Annotated in this window: 21 protein-coding genes; 9 read left to right on the forward strand and 12 right to left on the reverse strand. The window is 31.0% G+C overall.

What is annotated here, in order from left to right; genetic code table 11:
* The first annotated feature begins 86 nt into the window (after nt 1–86).
* The 7 genes from AJ882_RS02430 to AJ882_RS02460 all read left to right on the forward strand — a co-directional run bounded on the left by AJ882_RS02430 (nt 87) and on the right by AJ882_RS02460 (nt 7,828).
* Nucleotides 87–938 carry a ChaN family lipoprotein gene (locus AJ882_RS02430; RefSeq protein ID WP_011049606.1) on the forward strand — a complete coding sequence of 284 codons (852 nt, stop codon included), beginning with the start codon at nt 87–89 and terminating at the stop codon, nt 936–938.
* Nucleotides 935–3,202 carry a TonB-dependent receptor domain-containing protein gene (locus tag AJ882_RS02435; RefSeq protein WP_014517169.1) on the forward strand — a complete coding sequence of 756 codons (2,268 nt, stop codon included), beginning with the start codon at nt 935–937 and terminating at the stop codon, nt 3,200–3,202. The genes AJ882_RS02430 and AJ882_RS02435 overlap by 4 nt, the downstream gene beginning before the upstream one ends.
* 11 nt (nt 3,203–3,213) lie before the next feature.
* Nucleotides 3,214–3,975 (forward strand): MotA/TolQ/ExbB proton channel family protein, encoded by a 762-nt coding sequence (locus AJ882_RS02440; RefSeq protein ID WP_011049608.1) that lies wholly within the window; start codon nt 3,214–3,216, stop codon nt 3,973–3,975.
* A complete protein-coding gene (locus AJ882_RS02445; protein WP_002851714.1) occupies nt 3,962–4,372 on the forward strand; it encodes a biopolymer transporter ExbD in 411 nt (136 codons plus the stop codon). The genes AJ882_RS02440 and AJ882_RS02445 overlap by 14 nt, the downstream gene beginning before the upstream one ends.
* Nucleotide 4,373: 1 nt before the next feature.
* The gene (locus tag AJ882_RS02450) at nt 4,374–5,120 is read left to right on the forward strand and encodes an energy transducer TonB (protein WP_002867104.1); all 747 of its coding nucleotides are present in this window, start codon (nt 4,374–4,376) and stop codon (nt 5,118–5,120) included.
* 45 nt (nt 5,121–5,165) lie between these two features.
* Nucleotides 5,166–6,371, forward strand: a complete 1,206-nt coding sequence (locus AJ882_RS02455) for a putative transporter (RefSeq protein WP_074482885.1) — start codon at nt 5,166–5,168, stop codon at nt 6,369–6,371.
* Nucleotides 6,372–6,469: 98 nt separating this feature from the next.
* Nucleotides 6,470–7,828: a hemolysin family protein gene (locus AJ882_RS02460; RefSeq protein ID WP_014517170.1), complete on the forward strand. Its 1,359-nt coding sequence runs from the start codon at nt 6,470–6,472 to the stop codon at nt 7,826–7,828.
* A 13-nt stretch (nt 7,829–7,841) separates the two neighbouring features.
* Here AJ882_RS02460 and AJ882_RS02465 read toward each other — a convergent pair whose 3' ends face one another.
* The 10 genes from AJ882_RS02465 to tig all read right to left on the reverse strand — a co-directional run bounded on the left by AJ882_RS02465 (nt 7,842) and on the right by tig (nt 16,623).
* Nucleotides 7,842–9,026 (reverse strand): metallophosphoesterase, encoded by a 1,185-nt coding sequence (locus AJ882_RS02465; RefSeq protein WP_011049610.1) that lies wholly within the window; start codon nt 9,024–9,026, stop codon nt 7,842–7,844.
* Between the two features lie 9 nt (nt 9,027–9,035).
* Nucleotides 9,036–9,245 (reverse strand): alkylphosphonate utilization protein, encoded by a 210-nt coding sequence (locus AJ882_RS02470; protein ID WP_002851709.1) that lies wholly within the window; start codon nt 9,243–9,245, stop codon nt 9,036–9,038.
* Nucleotides 9,238–9,957, reverse strand: coding sequence for a TerC family protein (locus tag AJ882_RS02475; protein WP_002867107.1), 720 nt, complete (start codon nt 9,955–9,957; stop codon nt 9,238–9,240). The genes AJ882_RS02470 and AJ882_RS02475 overlap by 8 nt, the downstream gene beginning before the upstream one ends.
* 71 nt (nt 9,958–10,028) lie before the next feature.
* Nucleotides 10,029–10,595 (reverse strand): phosphoribosylglycinamide formyltransferase, encoded by a 567-nt coding sequence (purN, locus tag AJ882_RS02480; protein WP_002867108.1) that lies wholly within the window; start codon nt 10,593–10,595, stop codon nt 10,029–10,031.
* Nucleotides 10,586–11,956, reverse strand: coding sequence for a bifunctional ADP-dependent NAD(P)H-hydrate dehydratase/NAD(P)H-hydrate epimerase (locus AJ882_RS02485; RefSeq protein WP_002867109.1), 1,371 nt, complete (start codon nt 11,954–11,956; stop codon nt 10,586–10,588). Before AJ882_RS02485 ends, purN begins: the two co-directional genes overlap by 10 nt.
* Nucleotides 11,940–12,638 (reverse strand): NYN domain-containing protein, encoded by a 699-nt coding sequence (locus AJ882_RS02490; RefSeq protein ID WP_011049611.1) that lies wholly within the window; start codon nt 12,636–12,638, stop codon nt 11,940–11,942. Before AJ882_RS02490 ends, AJ882_RS02485 begins: the two co-directional genes overlap by 17 nt.
* Nucleotide 12,639: 1 nt before the next feature.
* The gene (locus tag AJ882_RS02495; RefSeq protein ID WP_002867110.1) at nt 12,640–14,145 is read right to left on the reverse strand and encodes a YifB family Mg chelatase-like AAA ATPase; all 1,506 of its coding nucleotides are present in this window, start codon (nt 14,143–14,145) and stop codon (nt 12,640–12,642) included.
* Nucleotides 14,142–14,669: a peptide deformylase gene (def, locus tag AJ882_RS02500; RefSeq protein WP_002851936.1), complete on the reverse strand. Its 528-nt coding sequence runs from the start codon at nt 14,667–14,669 to the stop codon at nt 14,142–14,144. Before def ends, AJ882_RS02495 begins: the two co-directional genes overlap by 4 nt.
* 35 nt (nt 14,670–14,704) lie before the next feature.
* The gene (gene clpP / locus AJ882_RS02505) at nt 14,705–15,289 is read right to left on the reverse strand and encodes an ATP-dependent Clp endopeptidase proteolytic subunit ClpP (protein WP_002806309.1); all 585 of its coding nucleotides are present in this window, start codon (nt 15,287–15,289) and stop codon (nt 14,705–14,707) included.
* Nucleotides 15,289–16,623, reverse strand: a complete 1,335-nt coding sequence (gene tig, locus AJ882_RS02510; RefSeq protein ID WP_002851938.1) for a trigger factor — start codon at nt 16,621–16,623, stop codon at nt 15,289–15,291. The genes clpP and tig overlap by 1 nt, the downstream gene beginning before the upstream one ends.
* A gap of 143 nt (nt 16,624–16,766) precedes the next feature.
* Here tig and folE point away from each other — a divergent pair, with 143 nt between their 5' ends.
* Both folE and fliI read left to right on the forward strand, forming a co-directional pair.
* Nucleotides 16,767–17,339: a GTP cyclohydrolase I FolE gene (gene folE, locus AJ882_RS02515; RefSeq protein ID WP_002867111.1), complete on the forward strand. Its 573-nt coding sequence runs from the start codon at nt 16,767–16,769 to the stop codon at nt 17,337–17,339.
* Complete coding sequence (gene fliI / locus AJ882_RS02520; RefSeq protein ID WP_002867112.1) at nt 17,339–18,724, forward strand: flagellar protein export ATPase FliI; 1,386 nt, start codon at nt 17,339–17,341, stop codon at nt 18,722–18,724. Before folE ends, fliI begins: the two co-directional genes overlap by 1 nt.
* A 2-nt stretch (nt 18,725–18,726) precedes the next feature.
* Here fliI and purF read toward each other — a convergent pair whose 3' ends face one another.
* Together purF and dapB are read right to left on the reverse strand one after the other, a co-directional pair.
* On the reverse strand, nt 18,727–20,064 hold the full coding sequence (gene purF, locus AJ882_RS02525) for an amidophosphoribosyltransferase (protein ID WP_070279656.1): 1,338 nt from the start codon (nt 20,062–20,064) through the stop codon (nt 18,727–18,729).
* A 1-nt stretch (nt 20,065) separates the two neighbouring features.
* On the reverse strand, nt 20,066–20,794 hold the full coding sequence (gene dapB, locus AJ882_RS02530; RefSeq protein WP_002867114.1) for a 4-hydroxy-tetrahydrodipicolinate reductase: 729 nt from the start codon (nt 20,792–20,794) through the stop codon (nt 20,066–20,068).
* Between the last annotated feature and the right edge of the window lie 41 nt (nt 20,795–20,835).

The raw sequence follows: 20,835 nt of genomic DNA on the forward strand, positions 1-20,835 counted from the left end.
TTAATATAAATATTTAAGAGTATTTTTATATATAAAATATTAATATTCAATATCAAAAATAAACCACTAAGAAAGTAACAATAATAATGAAATTTTATACTATTTTAAGCATTCTATTTATAAGCTTTATGTTGAGCGCTTGTGCTGTTTTGCAAAAATCATCTCCACTTCAAGAAAATAAAGATTTTTATATACTTGATACGCATACTCAAAAAAAGATTTCTTTTGAAGATATGATTTTAGAATTGCTAAAAGCAGATGTGATACTGCTTGGCGAAAAACACGATGAGGTTAAACATAAGATAAGTCAAGTTATGATTTTTAATGCCTTAGAAGGAAATTTAAGTTCTCAAAATATAAACTTTGATGTAGCTTTAGAAATGTTAGTAAGCACAGAGCAAAATCACTTAGATAAAGCTTTTAAAAATAAAAAAACCATTAAAGCCAATGAACTTACTAATGCATTAAATTGGGATAAGGTCTGGAAATGGAAAGATTATGAGCAATTTGTCAATGTGGTTTTTTATTCAAAGTCAAAAATATTGGGTGTAAATCTTTCACGCTCAGAAATTACAAGTATTTATAATGGGGCTCAGCCCTTAAAGGGTTATGTTTCAACCACAAATGAAGTAAAAAAACAACTTTTTGACATTATATCCTTAAGCCATAAGCTAAATCCTGAAGAAAATAAAAAATTGCTAGATAAATTAGTAGAAATTCAGCAATTCAAAGACAGGCGTATGGCGGATGTATTGGTTCATCATCCAAATAAAGTTTTATTGCTAGCTGGAAGCTATCATACAAGTAAAAAAATAGGAATTCCTTTACATATACAAGATTTTAAAAGCAGTAAAAAAATAGTTGTAGTGAATTTAAGCTATGGAGAAATAGATTTAAAAGACAGTGATTATGTTTTGATTTATAAGGGGGAGGAATGAAAAAATTAAGTTTATTTTGTGCTGTAGGTTTATGTTTTGCTAGTTTTGCTTTTTCTGAAGAATTAGAATTTGATAGTCTTGAAATTTCAGGTTCAAAAATCAAAAACGATGAAAAACCTTTTGTAACTCCTGGAGCAACAAGCACAAGAGAGGATATAGGTTCAGATACACAAAGTATAGATTCTATAGTGCGTAGTATACCTGGAACCTACACAAACACAGATCAAGCTCAAGGTACAGTTCAAGTAAATATTCGTGGTATGAGTGGTTTTGGGCGTGTTAATACCATGATTGACGGTGTTACTCAAACTTTTTATGGTAGTGCATCAGATGATCCAGCTAGATTTCATTCACAAACGGGAACTTCAGCTTTTGGAGCTGTTATTGATACAAATTTCTTAATCGGAGTTGATGTTACAAGGGGAACTTTTGAAGGAGTAGGTGGAGCAAATGCCTTGATGGGATCAGCAAATTTTAAGACCATAGGTATAAATGATATTGTACATGATGGCAATATCTTTGGATTTTTAGGACGATTTTCTTATGGAAGCAATGGAATCGGACCAAGTTATATGAGTGCAGTGGCTGGAAAGACTGAACTTGAAAATAATGGATATGTGGGCGCGCTTTTTGGTTATAGCGCAAAGAGAATTACTCAAAATTACACTGTAGGCGGGGGTGGCAAGATAGGTAGTAGTATGGTTGATACTGATGGAGATGGTATAGCTGATACCAATATCGCTCCTTTTGATCCAGATTTTTTAACCCAAAAACCAAACTCTCAACTTTTTAAACTCGAATATGTCCCAAATTCTTTTACAAACACTATATTTTCTTATCGTAGATATCAAAACGAACTTGCCGGTAGAAAAATACACAATGACAATTATCAACTTGATTTTTGGCACAACCCTAATGAGTGGCTTAATGTAAATACGCTTATTGCCTACAATCAAGGCATACAAACCTATGGATCAAAATCTACTTTTGCGGCAAACGATGCCATAGCTAACACAAAGGCAAAAAATACTGCCACTACTTTTGATATAAGTGATACTTTAGAGGGTGAATGGCATGGATTTAATCTAAACACACGCTTTGGAGCAAATATTTTGCTTAATGATTATAAAAATACCTTAAATACATCAATTCAAGGAGTAAATTCTATACCTTTTCAGCCTCGTGGAAAACAAAATCTTTTTACTTATTATCTTGATAATAGTCTAAATTATGGTATCTTTACACTTGATACCAATGTGAATCTTTTAGATTGGAATATCAAAGGACACAGACCTGCTTGCGATGAAGTAAATTTTATGTGTTTTCCAAAAGCGGCGACAGATATAGATAAAAATGGACTTCGCCTGAATGCTTCTGTCATGCTTTCAGCTGCCATACACGAGCTTTTTACACCCTTTGTAAGTTTTGCGAGAACAAATAGAGCCCCTAATGTGCAAGAAATGTTTTTCTCAAATAACGAAGGCAATGGTATCAATCCTTTCTTAAAACCAGAACAAGCCAATACTTGGCAAATAGGTTTTAATTCTTTTAAACATGGACTTTTAAAAGATGATGATCGCTTTGGTTTTAAAGCCGTGTATTATCATACAAAAATAAAAGATTATATTTATAATGAACAATTTTATCTTGAAGATCCAAGTAAAGATCCTCCAAGCTCGCAATTTTATATGCACTTAAATTCAGCTGATGATACCATATTTAAGGGTGTGGAGTTAGAATTAAGCTATGACTTGGGTTTTGCTTATGCTAAAGCTATGTATTCAAGACAAGATACAAGTTCGACTATTTCTCAAACTTCAGGACCTCTTCTTGGCTCTTTTTCGGCAAGTAAAATCATGGAGCTTCCAAAAGATTATGCAAATGTAGAGCTTGGCTTTAGGTTAAATGATAAAATAAGCTTTGGTGGTATAGCAAAATACACAGGCAAAGCAAAAAGGGTAAATCCAAATACAGATGATTGGAATAAGGATCCAAACAATCCTTATTATCCTAAACCAACCACACAAGACTTACCAAAAATTCCTATTATAGTAGATTTATATTGGAATATAGAATGGTTTAAAAACCTCACAATGAGAGCAGAGGTGCAAAATTTATTTGATAAAAACTACATGGATGCCTTAAATGCTTATAATTCCTTAGATAATCAGCTTCAATATAATGGAGCAGGTGATCCTATCTATCTTTTTAGCAATTCTGCTCGTGGTCGCACCTTTGTAGTAAGTTTTGAATATAAATATTAAGGAATATACAAATGTTAAAAAAAATATTTTTATTTTGTTTTTTATTGTTAAATTTAAATGCTGAAGTAAATGTAACAGATACAAATTTATCTTTTGATTCTCCCAAGATAGAAACCGAAGCACCTAAAATAGAGCTTTCTCTTTCTAGTCTTTATCAAAATGCTGATGAGGTGGTAAAAGGTGTTATTTATATATTGGTTTTATTTTCCATTTTAGCATGGGCAGTTTTTATTTCTAAGCTTATGCAATTTTATTTTATGAAAAAAAATCTAGACTTGTCTATACAAAAGATAAAAGAATTAAAAAATCTCAATGAATTAGATCAGACAAAAGATTTTGCAGGTGTTTTATCTTTAGAAATTCAAGATGAGCTTGAAAAAAGTGAATATAAAAATGATCACATAAAAGAGCGTATAGAATTGCGTTTGCAAAATACCATCTCAAAGCAAATCACAGCAAGCAAAAATGGCTTGAGTTTGCTTGCGAGCATAGGTGCTAGCGCACCTTTTATAGGGCTTTTTGGAACAGTTTGGGGAATTATGAATGCATTTATAGGTATAGCAAATCTTGGCAATGCTTCTTTGGCAGTCGTTGCGCCTGGTATAGCTGAAGCCTTGTTTGCTACAGCTTTTGGCTTGATAGCTGCTATCCCTGCGGTGCTTTTTTATAATTATCTTACAAGAAAAAATTTAAAACTTATGCACCATTTAGATGAGCTTGCAAATTTTGTCTATATACTTTTTCATAGGAGTTATTTTAATGATAAAAACTGAAATGGCTCACAAAGAAGAGGAGTTAAGTGAGATCAATATAACTCCTTTTATAGATATTATGCTTGTATTATTGATTGTTTTTATGGCTGTTACTCCTCTTATCACAAGTTCTATCAAAATAGAATTACCCAAGAGTTCGCAGCAAGCAGAGGATAAGCTTAAAAATCCCATCATACTTTATTTAAATACTGATAATACTTTGGCTATTAATGATGATAAATTAAGCCTAGAAAATCTTTCAAGTGCTTTAGATATAAAAACCAAAGGCAATAAAGAAGAAATTATTTATTTTCATATCGATAAAAGTGTAAAGTATGAAGATATTATGCAAGTAATGCAAAAATTAAAAGAGAATGGCTATGGAAAAATAGCTCTTTCAAGTAAAAAGATGGATTAGTATGAAGTCTAGTGTGATTTTTGGGTTTGTGTTAAGTTTGATATTGCATACTTTAGTATTAATGTTTTTCCTTTTTTCTTTTTATACTCAAGAAAAATCAAGTGGTGTTGATTTTAAACAAGGAGCGGAATTTACTTCCATTATGATGGTATCAGAGCTTCCTATCGGGGAATTAAAAGAAGTTTCGATTGATCAAAAAAAGAGTAATTCTCAAGATAAAAACAAAAAACAAGACGAAAGAATAAGTCTTAATTCTCAAGATAAAAATGCTGTATTAAAAGTTCAAAAAAAGATTGAAAAGCAAGATGAAAACCAAGCTCAAAAAGAAATAGCTAATGCAAGTGAAAATTCAAAATTTAAAAATGAATCGCTCAGTGCTCCGCTACAAAGTAATGAAGATAAAACACAAACTATAGTAAGTGGCAATGCCAAAGAACAAGTTAAAAGCTATCAAGCTTTGCTTATGGCTCATTTGACTAAATTTAAAAAATATCCTCAAGAAGCGATAATGCAAAAACAAGAAGGCGTTGTAAGAATTCGCGTAAGCATTGATGAAAGCGGAAATGTCTTAAGCAAAGAGCTTAAAAAATCTTGCCCTTATGCAGCGCTCAATGATGAAGCTTTAAGTTTATTTAAAAGAGCTTCTCCATTGCCAAAACCGCCTAAAGAAATGTTAAAAAATGGTGATAAAATCAGTTTTGTTATGCCTATTGATTACAATATTAAAGACTATTTAGGTAAAAAATAAACTTTTCATTAAAAAAAGTTTATTAGAATTTTTATTTTAAAGGTGATGATTATGTTCTCTTCGTTTTTTAAAAGTAAAAAATGGGCTTTATGGGCTTATTTGGGACTTTTTTTACTGTTATTTTTCTTATATATACAAACAAGCTTAAATGTTGCGATCAATTCATGGTATAGTGATTTTTACAATGTTTTACAAAAGCCAAAAATAGAACTTTTGGATTCTAATTCTACGCAAAAAATAGAAGAAAATCTTGAAAATAATGCCACTTTAATCCAAGAGGCTAATCAAAGAGCTGAGCAAAATTTCCAAAAAGCTAATTTTATCAATAAAGGTGCATTGTATTATTATCAAAATTTATTAGAATATTTTTTCAACTCTAGGGCTATGATTGAAAAGCCAAATTATTCAGCAAGTGATTTTTATGCTTTGATTTTAGTTTTTTTGGCTATTGCTATTCCTTATGTTTTAATCGCTACAATTAATATCTATTTTGCTAGCGTCTATGCTTTTAAGTGGCGTGAGGCTATGACTTTTTCTTATTTAAAATTTTGGAAAAATAAAGATGATAATATAGAAGGAAGTTCGCAAAGAATTCAAGAAGATACTTATAATTTTTCTAAAATCGTAGAGAGTTTAGGACTTAGTTTTATAAAAGCTTTGATGACCCTTGTAGCATTTATTCCGATTTTATGGAGTTTAAGTGATGTTGTGAGTAAAGCTTTATTTGCAAATTTAAGCGAAAATTCTTCTTTTTATTTTTTAAAAAACATTGATGGTTTGCTTGTTTATATTGCACTTTTGATTTCTTTAGGAGGCTTGGTTGTGTCATGGTTTGTAGGTATTAAGCTTCCTGGACTTGAATATAACAATCAAAAAGCTGAAGCAGCTTTTAGAAAAGAGCTTGTTTATGCTGAGGATAATCGCAAAGAATACGCTAAAAATGAGACTATGATAGAGCTTTTTACAGGGCTTAAATTTAACTATAAAAGACTTTTTTTACATTATGGATATTTTAATATTTGGCTCATTTTATTTGAGCAAATGATAGTTATAGTGCCATTTTTAATCATAGCACCAGGGCTTTTTGCTGGAGCTATAGGACTTGGTATTGTAATGCAGATTAATAATGCATTTGATCAAGTGCGAAGCTCTTTTAGTGTTTTTATCACAAACTGGACAACTATCACTCAACTTAGAAGTATATATAAGCGTTTAAAAGAATTTGAGAAAAATATTTCTTATAAGTCTTAGTTTTTTCTTATAAAATACAAGAAAAAATTCAAATATTAAATTTACTTTTAATTGTGTATAATAAGGTTTAATAATATTTTATTTCTTAAGGAGCTTCATTGGACCCCAGTCAGGTTTTGGATTTAAACCAAACTTCTACAGCATCTTTTGATGCAGGATATTCTATACTTATGGTTGTTGTTGCACTTGCTCTAGTGTTTTTAAATGGTTTTTTTGTTTTGTCTGAATTTAGTATTGTTAAAGTACGTCGTTCCAAGCTTGAAGAGATGGTAAAAGAAAAAAAAGCTGGTGCCAAGAAAGCTTTGGAGGTTACTTCAAGACTTGATACTTATCTTAGTGCTTGTCAATTAGGAATCACTTTAAGTTCTCTAGCTCTTGGTTGGATAGGTGAGCCTGCTATTGCAAAAATGCTAGAAATTCCGCTTATTAATCTTGGTTTTAGCACTGTTATTATCCATACTATGGCTTTCATTATTGCTTTTAGCATTATTACTCTTTTACATGTGGTTTTAGGAGAACTTGTGCCAAAAAGTATAGCTATTGCAGTTGCAGATAAAGCGGTTTTATTTATAGCTAGACCGCTTCATTGGTTTTGGATGCTCTTTTTGCCTTGTATTAAAATTTTCGATTTTTTAGCAGCTATAAGTTTGAAACTTTTTGGAATAAAACCTGCTAAAGAAAGCGAGCTAACTCATAGCGAAGAAGAAATTAAAATCATAGCAAGTGAGAGTCAAAAAGGTGGAGTTTTAGATGAATTTGAAACAGAGATCATACGCAATGCTGTTGATTTTTCAGATACTGTTGCTAAAGAGATTATGACTCCTAGAAAAGATATGATTTGTCTAAATAAACAAAAAAGTTACGAAGAAAATATGCAAATCATTTGTGAGCATAAACATACTCGCTTTCCTTATATTGATGGTTCTAAAGATACTATTTTAGGTATGATACACATACGAGATATAATACAAAATGAATTAAACCATAAAAGTCAAAATTTAGATACTTTTGTTAAACCTTTGATTTTGGTTCCTGAAAATATCAGCATTTCAAAAGTACTTGTAATGATGAATAAAGAACTCTCTCATACTGCATTAGTAGTTGATGAGTATGGTGGAACTGCTGGAATTTTAACCATGGAAGATATCATGGAAGAAATTATTGGCGAAATTAAAAGCGAGCATGAAGAAGACAGCTATAAAAAACTTGCTGAAAATATCTATGAATTTCAAGGACGATGCGATATAGAAACTGTTGAAGAAATGCTTGTAATAAACTATGATGAGGATTTAGAACAAGTTACTATAGGTGGTTATGTATTTAATCTTTTAGGACGCTTGCCTATGGTAGGAGATCGCATTGAAGATGAACTTTGTTACTATGAAGTTAAAAAAATGGATGGGAATTCTATAGAGCGTGTTAAGGTGGTTAAAAAAACAAATAAAGATGAAGAATAAGCCTCTTTAGGCTTTATTTCTTTTTGTAAATTTGGTTTTTAATTTCTATACACTCAAAACCTTTTTCATCTAGTGTAACTACGCGTAAATATCCACCATCATCTATTTTACCCTCGCATAAAAATACTCTTTTGGCTATTTTCATAGGAAGTTTTTCTTTATTTCTGTGTCCAAAGATTTGATAAAGATTGTCCGAGGTGAAATTACAAAATTGATTTGCTACTTTTTGACTGTCTTCATATCCACCTACACCATAAATAAAGTCATGGCTTGGTATAAAACTTATTTTTTCAGGTTTGGAGGGTATAAAATTTACTCCTCCATGTGAACAAAATATGAATTTATTTTGGAATTTGTAGTATAAACATTCTTTTAGATGAGGATAGAGTTTTCTAGTATCTCTTGGAGTAAGTTTTTCTTTTCTAAAATCCTTTAAAGTATTTTCATTAAATTCTTTGGAATTTGACAATTCTCCATTAGCCCATTTTATAAGATGTCTTTCGTGATTTCCTTCTAATAAGCATACGTTTTCTTTTTCGCAAATTTTTAAAAGAAATTTTATTACTTTGCCATTTTCTATACCTCTGTTGATATAATCTCCCAAAAATATATAAAATTCATCTTCTTTGATTGTTTTAATGTATTCTTTTAAAACACTATAACAACCTTGTAAATCTCCTATATGATGAATTTTTTTATATTTGCTTAAATTTGGCATTTGGTAAAGACATTTTTTCCAGTCGCTCGAGTCTAAAATTGGGTATTTTTTTGGATTTTTTTTGAGTAAATCTTGAGTTTTTTCCAAAAGAGCATAAGGGATGATATATCCATTTTTTTTAGCTTCTAAAAGATTTTTTTCTTGACATTGTTTTAAAGAGCTATCAAAAACAATAACATACATTTTATAGCGATATTGTTTAGCTAAGTCTTTGTAAATTTTTAATGTTTCATTATAAGCGTTTATGATGCAAAACTCACCTTTTTGCATACGCATTTCTAGAAGTTTGAGTAAAATTTTACTCAAATCTTCATCATTTTTAACATTTAAAATTTTATATTCACTGACTATATTTTTAACGCTTCCTGATAAAAGACGCAAAGCATTTAAATCAAGTGTATAATTTTGAAGTTTATTATTTTTGATAAATTCTTCTTGTCCTGCGTAATAATTCCCTCTTAAAACAAGTAAGATTCGCACATTCTTTGCCTAGATTTTCTTTAAAAATTCAGTTTTTAAAACAATAACGCCAAATTTATCTACTCTAGCCTCAATTTCACCTTCTTTAGAAGTGAGCTTAATATTTTTTATAGTAGTTCCACGTTTTAAAGTTGTACTTGCACCTTTAACCTTAAGATCTTTTATTACACTCACGCTATCACCTGTGTTAAGTTCTATTCCATTAGCGTCTTTAGCCATTTTTTTCCTTTCTTTGATCTAAAATATTTAAAATTTGCACCACTAAAGCAAAAGCCATAGCGGTATAAATATATGCCTTATCAATATGAATATCAAAACTTTCAGCAACTAAAACTACGCCTATTAGCACCAAAAAAGCTAAGGCTAAAATTTTAATGCTTGGATATTTTTCAACAAAATCTGCTATAGGTTTAGAAGCAAAAAGCATCACAGCTACTGCGATAATAACAGCGATAATCATGATGGTTACATCTTGAGCAATTCCTACTGCGGTAATAACACTATCAAGTGAAAACACTATGTCAACCACAGCAATTTCGGCCACAACTATCCAAAGTTTATTGCTTGCTTTAAAATGACTTTGGCCTTCTTCTTGATGAGAAATTTGCTCTTTAATTTCTTTAATAGACTTTACAATCAAGAAAAGTCCACCTAGTAAAAGAACTAGATCTCTTCCTGAAATTTCATTGCCCAATACACTAAACAAAGGTGTTACAAGTTTCATTACCCAAAAAAGAGATAAAAGAAGTAAAATTCTTGTAATCATTGCAAAAGCTAAACCTAAGATACGTCCTTTATCACGATGTTCAGGGGGTAGTTTGCTTACTAAAATAGCTAAAAAAATGATATTATCTATCCCTAGTACAATTTCAAGAGCACTTAAAGTAGCTAAAGTAATCCAAGCATCAATACTAAATATCCATTCAAACATAAATTTCCTTGAAAATTTTAAAATTTTTTAAAGCGATATTTTATAGTTTTAAAGCAAATACCTTTAATTCTTTAAGAAAAAATTTCAATCACACTTAAGGGTAAAATTTCATGTTCTAGACTATGAATTTTTTCTTCAAATTCTTCAAAACTCAAATTTCTTTTTTCAAAAGCTTTTTGAGCTATAATCATTCCACTATCAAGTTCTTCACTGACCCAATGCACACTGACTCCAGCCACTTTCATATCACTTTCATAACTTTCTTTAATCGCATGTGCTCCTTTAAAAAGGGGTAATAAAGAAGGATGAAGGTTAATTGCCTTAATATTTTTTGTAAAAACAGGACTTAAAATTCTCATAAAACCTGCTAATACAGTAAGATTTGCTCCACTTTCTTTGATTTTTTGTACCAAAATCGTATCAAATTCTTCACGAGTATTATAAGCCTTATGATCAACAATGACAGTATCAAGACCAAATTTTTTTGCTCTTTGTACACCAAAAGCATCTTTTTTATTACAAATGCAAAGTACTACTTCATAGGTATTTTCCCCTATGGTTTTTTTATGAAGTTTTTCTAAAATATTTTCTAAATTACTTCCATTTCCACTAAAAAGTACAGCTAATTTTACAAGCATTTTAATCCTTTGATAAGTTTTAAAGCGTCAAAGCTATTTTTATTAAATTTATATTTTTTTGCAACAAGTCCATGAGCTAAAGTAGCATTTTTTGCTGCTTCTAAAGCACTAAAACCAAAACCTAAATGTGCAGCAATCATTCCACTTAAAACATCTCCACTCCCACCTTTAGCTAAGGCTTGATTTCCTAAATTTACAACAAATAATTTTTCTTTTTGCACAATAATAGGATTTGCTCCTTTTAAAACAAGAACACAATCATAATTTTGTGAAAATTTTCTAGCATAGAAAAAGCGATTTTTTTGCAATGTTTCTATATCTAAATTCTCATCAAAGCACATTTTATAAAGTTTTATAAATTCTTTTGGATGAGGGGTTATAACAACATCTTTTCTGTTTAAATACCAAAGCAAAGCTTCACTTAAAAAGCAGTTTGCATCCAAGATCAAAGGAGTGTTTTGCAAAATTTCATCTTTTAGAAAATCCAAATTTTCAAGCCCCATACCTAAAGCAATAGCACTTGCATTATTTTCAATTTTTTCTTTTAACATCAAAAGAGGCGAGAAACTTTTTTGTGCTACTAAAGAAACAAGACCTGCTCCAAAATTTAAGGCTCCAAGTCCTGCTAAAGTTCCAGCACTTGCATTGGCAACTATATAAATATGGCCAAAATTTCCTTTATTGGCGTTGATTTTTCTATCTATAGTTTTTAAATCTTTTTTTTCAAGCAAAAAAGCTTGAGAATTAGGGTAAAATTTCTTAGATCTAATGCCTAAATTGGCTATTTTAATCCTTCCTACAAATTCCTTAGCAAAATCTTCAAGTAAAATTTCCTTTAAAGCTCCCATACAAAGTGTAATATCAGCTTTAAAACAAGGATAAAATCCCAAATTTGTAGGTATATCACAAGCTATTTTTAAAGCCTTACTTTGATTAACTTTTTGAATAATTAAACTTGTTTTTTCATCTAAACAACGATTTGAACCTGTACCTAAAATACAATCAATGATAATATGAAATTTTTTAAAATTAGGCTCCTTTTGACAAAATTTAAAAGCATAATTTTGTAAAATTTGCTCTTGTTTTTTAAAAAGCGTATTTTCTTTAAAGCCTATTTTATAAGCTTTAGCGTGTTTTAAATTTCTTAAAGCCACCAAGCCATCTGAAGCGTTGTTACCCCCGCCTAATAAAAAAAGTATTTTTACTTTTCTAATCTTGCGTTGAATACGGATCTTTTTAGCTTCTTTTTTAATCAGTTTAGCTAAATTTAATCCCGCATTTTCCATTAAAATAAGTTCATCTAAGCCTTTATTTATAGCATTTTGTTCTAAAATTTTTATATTATCAATAATAGCTTTCATAATCTTTTTTCACCAAAAAATATATATTTTTTTCTCTTTCTTCTTCAAATTTTTTCATTTTGGGTAAAAATTTCTGGATCAAAGCACGAAAATTCTTAAAACCATAATTTTGCGGATGAAAATCCGAGTATTTGCGGTTCATATTAGTACGGATTTGTGCGTATTCGGCACGCCCTTTTTCATCGATAAGTTGTTCGGTGATATTGATTAAAGCTCTTAAATAATCCTTACTTAAAATATCTTCTTTTTTACTCTCATCTTTATCTAAATAAAAAAATTCACTAAAAGCATTTACATAGGATTTTATAGATTTTTCAAGCCCCATTCCTATAACTTGTTTTTTATTTTCTCTTAATTTTTGAATGAGTGAAGTATAATCACTATCGCTTGAAACAATAACAAAAATATCTATGTTTTTTTCATAAAATATGGACATGATTTCAGTGATTAAATACATATCGCTTGAGTTTTTGTTGGCTGCAAAATTAAATTGTTGCATAGCGATTAAAGAATATTCAGCAATTTGCTCTCTCCAACCTTGTATATTTTTTTGAGTCCAGTCTCCATAAATGCGTTTAATGATAACTTCTCCGTAATCTGAAGCAATATCAAAAATACTTTTAGTGTATTTTGCAGGGATATTTTCTGCATCTATAAAGATAGCTATACTTTTATTTTCCATTTTAATTCCTTGCTCTAAAGCTTAAAGCTTCTAAAATATGGGTTTTGTTAATATTAAGACTTTGTTCTAAATCCGCTATACTTCTTGAAACTTTTAAAATTTTATTAAGCGATCGCAAAGAAAGATTATAACGTGAAATTGCTAAATCTAGCGTATCTTTGGCATCTTTTTCGAATACACAAAAACGACTTAAATCTTCATCTTTTAATTTCCCATTAAATTCTTTTTGCCCCCGTTTTTTACTAAAAATAAAAGCTTGTAAAATTTTTTCACTCATTTCTTTAGAACTTATACTCGTTTTATCATCCTTGCTGATCTCATCCATAGCTACATAAAGATCAATCCTATCCATAATAGGAGCTGAAATGTGATTTTTGTATTTTTTAATCTCATTTTCACTACAAACACAAGAAAGATTTTTAGAAAATAAATTTCCACAAGGACAAGGATTTTGGGCAGCTATAAAGCTAAATTTTGTTTCATAAGTGATTTTAGAATTTACTCTTGAAATATGAATTTTATGATCCTCTAAAGGCTCTCTTAAACTCTCTATGATTTGCTTATTAAAATGTGGAAATTCATCAAAAAATAATACTCCACCATTTGCAAGTGCGACTTCTCCAATTCTAGCATTTTTTGTTCCTCCGCCAAAAATACTTGCTCTTGTAGAAGTATGATGAGGATGACGAAAAGCACGAATTTTAGTAAATTCACAATCTTTTGAATCTAAAGACATATAAGCATTTTGCATTAAAATTTCACTTAAACTTTGAGGAGGCATGATATAAACAAGGCGTTTAGCACACATACTTTTACCACTTCCTGGACTTCCTTCAAATAAGATATTATGCATACCTAAAGCAGCTATCATACAAGCTCTTTTAGCTTTTTCCTGCCCTTTGATATCTTTAAAATCAAGTTTAAAATCCATATTTTGTAAAAAAATTTCATTTTCTATTTGTAAAGGACTTGCGAATAAAGGATGATTGTGAGAAAAACGAAAATTTTCATAATTTTTTTCTTTAAAAAACTCTATTGCTTCATTTAAATTTTCAAGTCCATAAACCTCTAAATTTGGTATCATGGAAGCTTTTTGTGCTATACTTTTTGGAACAACGATTTTAGCTTTTTCAATTTTAGCAGAGAGAAACAAAAGCAAAGAAAAAAGCTCATTTGTGCTTTTAATACTTCCATCAAGTCCTAATTCTCCTACTACAAAAAAGTCATCTAATTCTTCATTTTGCAAAAGGATTAATAAAGCGATAGCCAAATCAAAATGTGATCCCTTTTTTGGGATACCTGAAGGACTAAGATTGATAGTGATTTTTTTAGCAGGAAAAGCAAAATCACAACTTAAAAGTGTGGCTTTGATGCGTTCGACACTTTCCTTAATCGCTGTACTTGCAAGCCCTACTATGCTTAAATTTGGCAAACCTCTTGTAAAAGTGGATTCTACCTCTATAATGTCTAAGCCTTCATGAAAGCTTATGCACTTTAGTTTTTTCATTTCTCTTTTTTATGATTTTTCTTCTTTTTCTTAAATTCTTTATCGAATTTTTGACGCTTAGCAAAGGAAATTTTTTCTATAAATAAATGTCCATTTAAATGATCATTTTCGTGTTGAATAGCCACAGCTAAAAAACCTTTTGCTTCAAGTTCTTTAAATTCTCCAAAGCGATCTTGATATTTAAGCAAGATATGATTATAGCGTTTCACTTCTTCAAAAAAATCTGGCACACTCAAACACCCTTCTGTGCAAGTGATCATTTCTTCATCTAAAGGAATAATTTCAGGATTGATAATCTCTAGCAAATCTTCTTTTTTTTGTTCATCGTTTTCATCAAAAATATTTACAAGTAAAACACGCAAAGGAATATCCACTTGAATAGCTGCTAAACCTACTCCATTACTTGCTATCATAGTTTCATACATATCATCAAGCAAGGTGTGAAGTTCTGTATCAAATTTATTTACAATTTCAGAGTTTAAAAAAAGTCTAGGATTGGGATAGGTGATAATTTTTCTAACCATTAAAAAACCTTTGTTTTAAATGATCTCCAAAGAAATCATTTAAAACTTTTTTCCAAAACCTTATCAATCAGCCCATATTCTTTAGCTTCTTGTGCTGACATGAAAAAATCTCTTTCTGTATCTTTTGCTATTTTTGCAACTTTTTGCTTAGTATTTTTTGCCAAAATATCATTAAGTATAGTTTTGAGTCTTAAAATTTCTTTGGCTTGAATTTCAATATCTGTGGCTTGACCTCTAGCTCCACCTAAAGGTTGATGAATCATAATGCGTGAATTAGGCAAAGCAAAACGTTTTCCTTCTGCGCCACAACTAAGCAAAAATGCTCCCATAGAAGCAGCTTGTCCTATGCAAATCGTACAAACATCAGGTTTGATATAGTTCATAGTATCATAAATACTAAAACCACTTGTAATTACACCACCTGGAGAATTGATATAAAGATAAATATCTTTTGTAGGATCTTCAGCTTCTAAAAAAAGAAGTTGTGCTACGATAGAAGCGGCAAGTTCATCATGAATTTCACCACTTAGCATAATAATTCTATCTTTTAAAAGGCGTGAATAAATGTCATAACTTCTTTCACCACGACTAGATTTTTCAATAACATAAGGAATAAACATTATTTATCTTCTTTCTCTTTTTTGCTCACTTTTTCCGATTTTTCTGTTTTTGGTATAAAAATATCATTAAAAAGTTTTTCTTCAATTAAAGCCATTTTCACAGCAGGCAAAGCTCCTTGTTTTTTATAGTTTTCTAAATGCTCTTTTGGATTCATACCATAGCGATATGCTTCAAAATAAATCGCTTGAATCAATTCTTGATCATTTACTTCAATCTTACGCAATTTTGCAAGTTCATCAATGATAAAAGTAAGTTTTACACTTTTTTGTGCTTCTTCTTTAAAAGAATCACGTTTTTCTTGATATTTTTCTTTACTTGCTTTAAGCTCTTCAATTTCTTTTTCGCTAAAAGTATTAAAAGCCGCACGCATCTGCATATCAGTTTCTTGTTCTACTATGCCTTTAGGTAAATCAAAATTATATTTTTCAATCAAAGCATCTGCAAATTTGCCTTTTAATTCATCATTTACAAGTTTGAAAAGTTTTTCATTTTTGATTTGCTCTTTTAATTTTTCATCTAAAACTTCAACACTAGCTTTTTCTTCTCCTGGTAAAAGTTTTTTAAGCATTTCATCATCAAGTTCTGGAATTTTAAGCTCTTGAATTTCATGTAGTTTTACTTTAAATACTGCATCTTTACCCGCTAAATGCGCTGCGCCGTATTCTTTAGGGAAAGTTACTTTGATATCTTTTTCTTCACCTATTTTCATTCCCACCATACCATCTTCAAAACCTGGAATAAATTGCTTAGAACCAATTTCTAAAACATAATTTTCAGCTTTACCACCTTCAAAAGCTTTATCATCTACAAAACCTTCAAAATCAAATTTTGCAAAATCACCTTCTTTTAAAGCTCTTTTTGTTTTTATAGCTTCAGGAGTAGCAAAACGCTTTAAAAGTTCATCTTTTTTCTCATCAATTTCTTTTTTACTTACTTTTGGAGTTTGATATTCAGGGATGAGTTTTTCATAACCCTCAAGTTTGATTTCAGGTTTAAAAGAAAGTATTAATTCAGCAATAATTTCTCCATCTTTACGATCAAATTTTTCAAAATATGGCTCACCTACAAGCTCTTTATTTTCTTTTTTAAGTTCTTGTAAAGCGCTATTTACAGCGGATTTAAAAAGATTTTGTTCTGCATCTTGAGTGAGCTCTCTTTCATATCTTTTAAGTACGGCACTTACAGGAACTTTTCCTGGTCTAAACCCATCCATTTTTACACTTTTAGAAGCTTTTTTTGCTAAATTTTCTACTTCACTTTTGATCATTCCTGAAGGAATTTTTACACTAGCAGTCGCATTAACAGAATCTAGTTGCTTTGCCTTTACTTCCATAGTTTTTTTCCTTATAAAATAAAATTTGCCTTCAATGATAGCAAATTTTTCCTTATTACTTGCATAAAATTTTAAAGTAATTTATGATAAAATTGCAATATTACATTATTATTAAAATATAAAAAATATTTTTGGAGAAAAATTTGCAAAAAAAATTTGAAGATTGTGTTAAAACCATACTTGAAATTATAGGAGAAAATCCAAATCGTGAAGGGCTTATTAAAACACCAAATCGTGTTTTTAAAGCTTATGAATTTCTTGCTAGTGGTTATACGCAAAATGTCAAAGACATTTTAAATGATGCTTTATTTGAAAGCTCTAATAATGAAATGGTTTTGGTGCGTGATATAGAATTTTATAGTCTTTGCGAACATCATCTTTTACCTTTTTTTGGGCGTGCTCATGTAGCCTATATCCCTAATAAAAAAGTAGTAGGTTTAAGCAAAATTCCACGCCTTGTAGAAGTGTTTGCAAGAAGACTTCAAATTCAAGAACAACTTACTGAACAAATCGCACAAGCTTTAATGGAAAATGTTGATGCAAAAGGTGTGGGTGTAGTCATAGAAGCAAGACATATGTGTGTTGAAATGCGTGGAATACAAAAAGCTAATTCCACCACTACAACTTCAGCTTTACGTGGAATTTTCTTAAAAAATGAAAAAACCAGAGAGGAATTTTTTTCTCTCATAAACTCTGCTAAACAGGTAAGATTTTAATGAATCTTGAAAAACTACGCTCCAAACTTGGTAAAGAAAATTTAAGTGCTATCTTTGGAGAGATTACAAAAATTTCTGCTACGAGTATAGAAATTCGTGGGCTTAAAACAGGGGTTGGAGATATAGTGAAGCTAGTTTCCAATGAAAATGAAAATTTAAACACTCTAGCTATGGTCGTAGAAATCAAGGAACAATTTAGCTATTTAAGCCCTTTTTCTTTTATAGAAGGTTTCAAAATAGGCGATCGTGCTTTCATAAGTGATGCAGGTATGCAAATAGGCGTTAGCGATGAACTTTTAGGCAGAGTAGTAGATCCTTTTATGCGCCCAAAAGATGGTAAAGGAGCTATAGAAGTAACCAAATATATGCCTATAATGCGTGCACCTATTGATGCCATGAAAAGAGGGCTTATAGAAGAAGTTTTTCCCGTGGGTGTTAAAACCATAGACGCGCTTTTAACTTGTGGTGTAGGACAAAAACTTGGTATTTTTGCAGGAAGTGGGGTAGGAAAATCCACTCTTATGGGAATGATAGTTAAAAATTCCAAAGCTCCTATAAAAGTAGTGGCACTCATAGGAGAAAGGGGGCGTGAAATTCCTGAATTTATACAAAAAAATTTAGGCGGAAAGCTCGATGATACAGTGATTATTGTTGCTACAAGTGATGATAGTGCTTTGATGCGTAAATACGGTGCTTTTTGCGCAATGAGTGTGGCAGAATACTTTAAAGAACAGGGCAAAGATGTACTTTTTATCATGGATAGTGTAACGCGTTTTGCTATGGCACAAAGAGAAATTGGACTAGCTCTTGGAGAGCCTCCTACAACCAAAGGTTATCCGCCAAGTGTTTTAAGTCTTTTGCCTCAACTCATGGAAAGAACCGGTAAAGAAGAAGGTAAAGGCACTATAACAGCCTTTTTTACCGTTTTAGTGGATGGTGATGATATGAGCGATCCAATCGCCGATCAAAGTCGTTCTATCTTAGATGGACACATTGTTTTAAGTCGTGAATTAACAGACTTTGGAATTTATCCTCCTATTAATATACAAAACTCTGCTTCAAGGGTGATGAGTGACATTATAAGTCCTGAACATAAACTTTGGGCAAGAAAATTTAAGCGTTTAAACTCGCTTTTAAAAGAAAATGAAGTATTGCTTCGCATCGGTGCTTATCAGAAAGGAAGTGATAAAGAACTTGATGAAGCTATTTCTAAAAAAGAATTTATGCAAAAATTCTTAGGACAAAATCCTGAAGAAAGCTTCGAATTTAATCAAACTTTAGAGCTTTTAAGTCAAATTGATACACCAAATACTCCTTTGCCACCAACTCAAAATATAAATGTAGGAAGTGCAAGTGCAACCTTGCCTAATCCTAATTTAAAATAAAATTATTTAATAAAATAATCTCCATCAAAACTGATTAAAGAATATTTTCTTTCATCGCCTATGCTTTGAGTTAGCTCTTTTATGCTTAAAAAACTTAGCGTATCAGCTTCTACATATTCACGCACTTCTTCAGCATTTTTATTTGCGCTGATAAGTTCTTCAAAAGTTGGAGTATCTATACCATAAGTATCAGGAAATTTGATCTCAGGACAAGCTATGGCAAGATGGATTTTACTCGCTCCTGCAGCACGAAGTAAGGAAATTATTTTTTTAGAAGTAGTGCCACGCACCAAGCTATCATCAATGACTACGATTTCTTTGCCTTCTAAAACTTTACGCATAGGATTAAGTTTTAATTTTACTTTTAAATTTCTAAGCTCTTGAGTTGGCTCTATAAAAGTTCTTCCTACATAATGATTTCTTACTATTGCCATTTCAAGAGGGATTTGTAAATATTGCGCAAAACCTATAGCTGCACTTACTCCACTATCTGGCACAGGCACGACAAAGTCTGCTTTATAAGCAAATTTTTTAGCTAAAGCTTCGCCCATTTTTTTACGCACTTCATACACGCTTTTGCCTTCTACTATACTATCAGGTCTAGCAAAATAAATGTATTCAAAAGCGCAAATTCTAGGAGTTTGAGAAAAAAGTTCTATGCTTTCAAATTTATCATTTCCCTGAGTAAAAATAAGCATTTCCCCTGGTTTAACATCACGAATAAATTCAGCCTCTATAAGATCAAAAGCACAAGTTTCACTAGCAACTATATAGCCTCCATCTTTTAAACGCCCTAAAGACAAAGGACGCACCCCATGAGGATCTCTTACAACATAAAGTTTATCTTTGCTTGCTAAAACAAAACAATAAGCTCCTATACATTCTTTTAAACTCTCAATAAATCTATCTTTTAGACTTTCTTGCTTACTTCTTGCGATAAGATGGACAACATTTTCTGTATCCATATTGGTTTGAAAAATAGCCCCATCTTGAATAAGTCTTGATCTTACCTCTTCTTTATTGACTAAATTTCCATTATGCGCTAAAGCAATATCACCTAAAACCGAAGTAGCTGCTATGGGCTGAGCGTCATTTAAACTTGAATTTCCTGCTGTAGAATAGCGATTATGCCCTATAGCGATTTCACCTTCTAAAGTTTTTAGATTATCAGGATTAAAAATTTGACTCACTTCACCTTTAGCTTTAATAGTCTTAATATTTTTACCATTACTCACACTAATGCCACTTGCTTCTTGCCCACGGTGTTGCATAGCAAAAAGCGCATAATACGCATAAGCGCTAGCATTTTTTGAATTGATAACTCCTACAACTGCACACATTTTAAATTCCTAAAAAATCATTGATTGAATACATTTTTGCTTCTTGCTTGCTAAGCCAAATAGCGATTTTAATCGCACCTTTAGCAAAAGTCGCCCTTGAAGTAGCGGTATGATTAAGTTCTAAAAACTCACCATCTTCGTAAAAACCTACCATATGGCGTCCTACTATATCGCCACCCCTTAAACTCATCACGGCAATCTCATCTTTACTTCTTTCACCTATAATGCCATCTCTTCCACTTACTCTTACTTTTTCAAGTTCTAAATTTCTAGCTTTTGCTACACTTTGAGCTAAAGTCATAGCTGTACCACTTGGGGCATCTTTTTTATGGCGATGATGCATTTCTAAAATTTCTATATCAAAATTTCTTAGCATTTGACTGGCTTTACTAGCAAGATAGTTTAAAACCGCAACACCTAAAGACATATTGGTCGCATAAAAAATCGGCATCACTTCACTAGCACTTTGCATCAAATGTAAAATTTTCTCATCAAGCCCTGTTGTACCTATTACCAAAGGTTTAGGCATAGTTCTTGCATAATTTAAAAGCTCATGAGTTCCACTTGGGGAAGAAAAATCAATAATCACATCGCTTTTTTCAAAAAGCTCTCCTAAATTTCCACCCTTATCATAAAGTATCGAAATTTGTGCTTGTGTTTCGCTTTTTAAACATTCTTCAATCTGTTTTCCCATTCGTCCTTTAGCGCCATAAATTCCTATTTTAATCATCTTTTTCCTTGAAAATAAAATATTGATTTTAGCATTTATTT

The organism is Campylobacter sp. BCW_6461 (assembly GCF_001762735.1).
Taxonomy (GTDB): Bacteria; Campylobacterota; Campylobacteria; order Campylobacterales; family Campylobacteraceae; genus Campylobacter_D; species Campylobacter_D jejuni.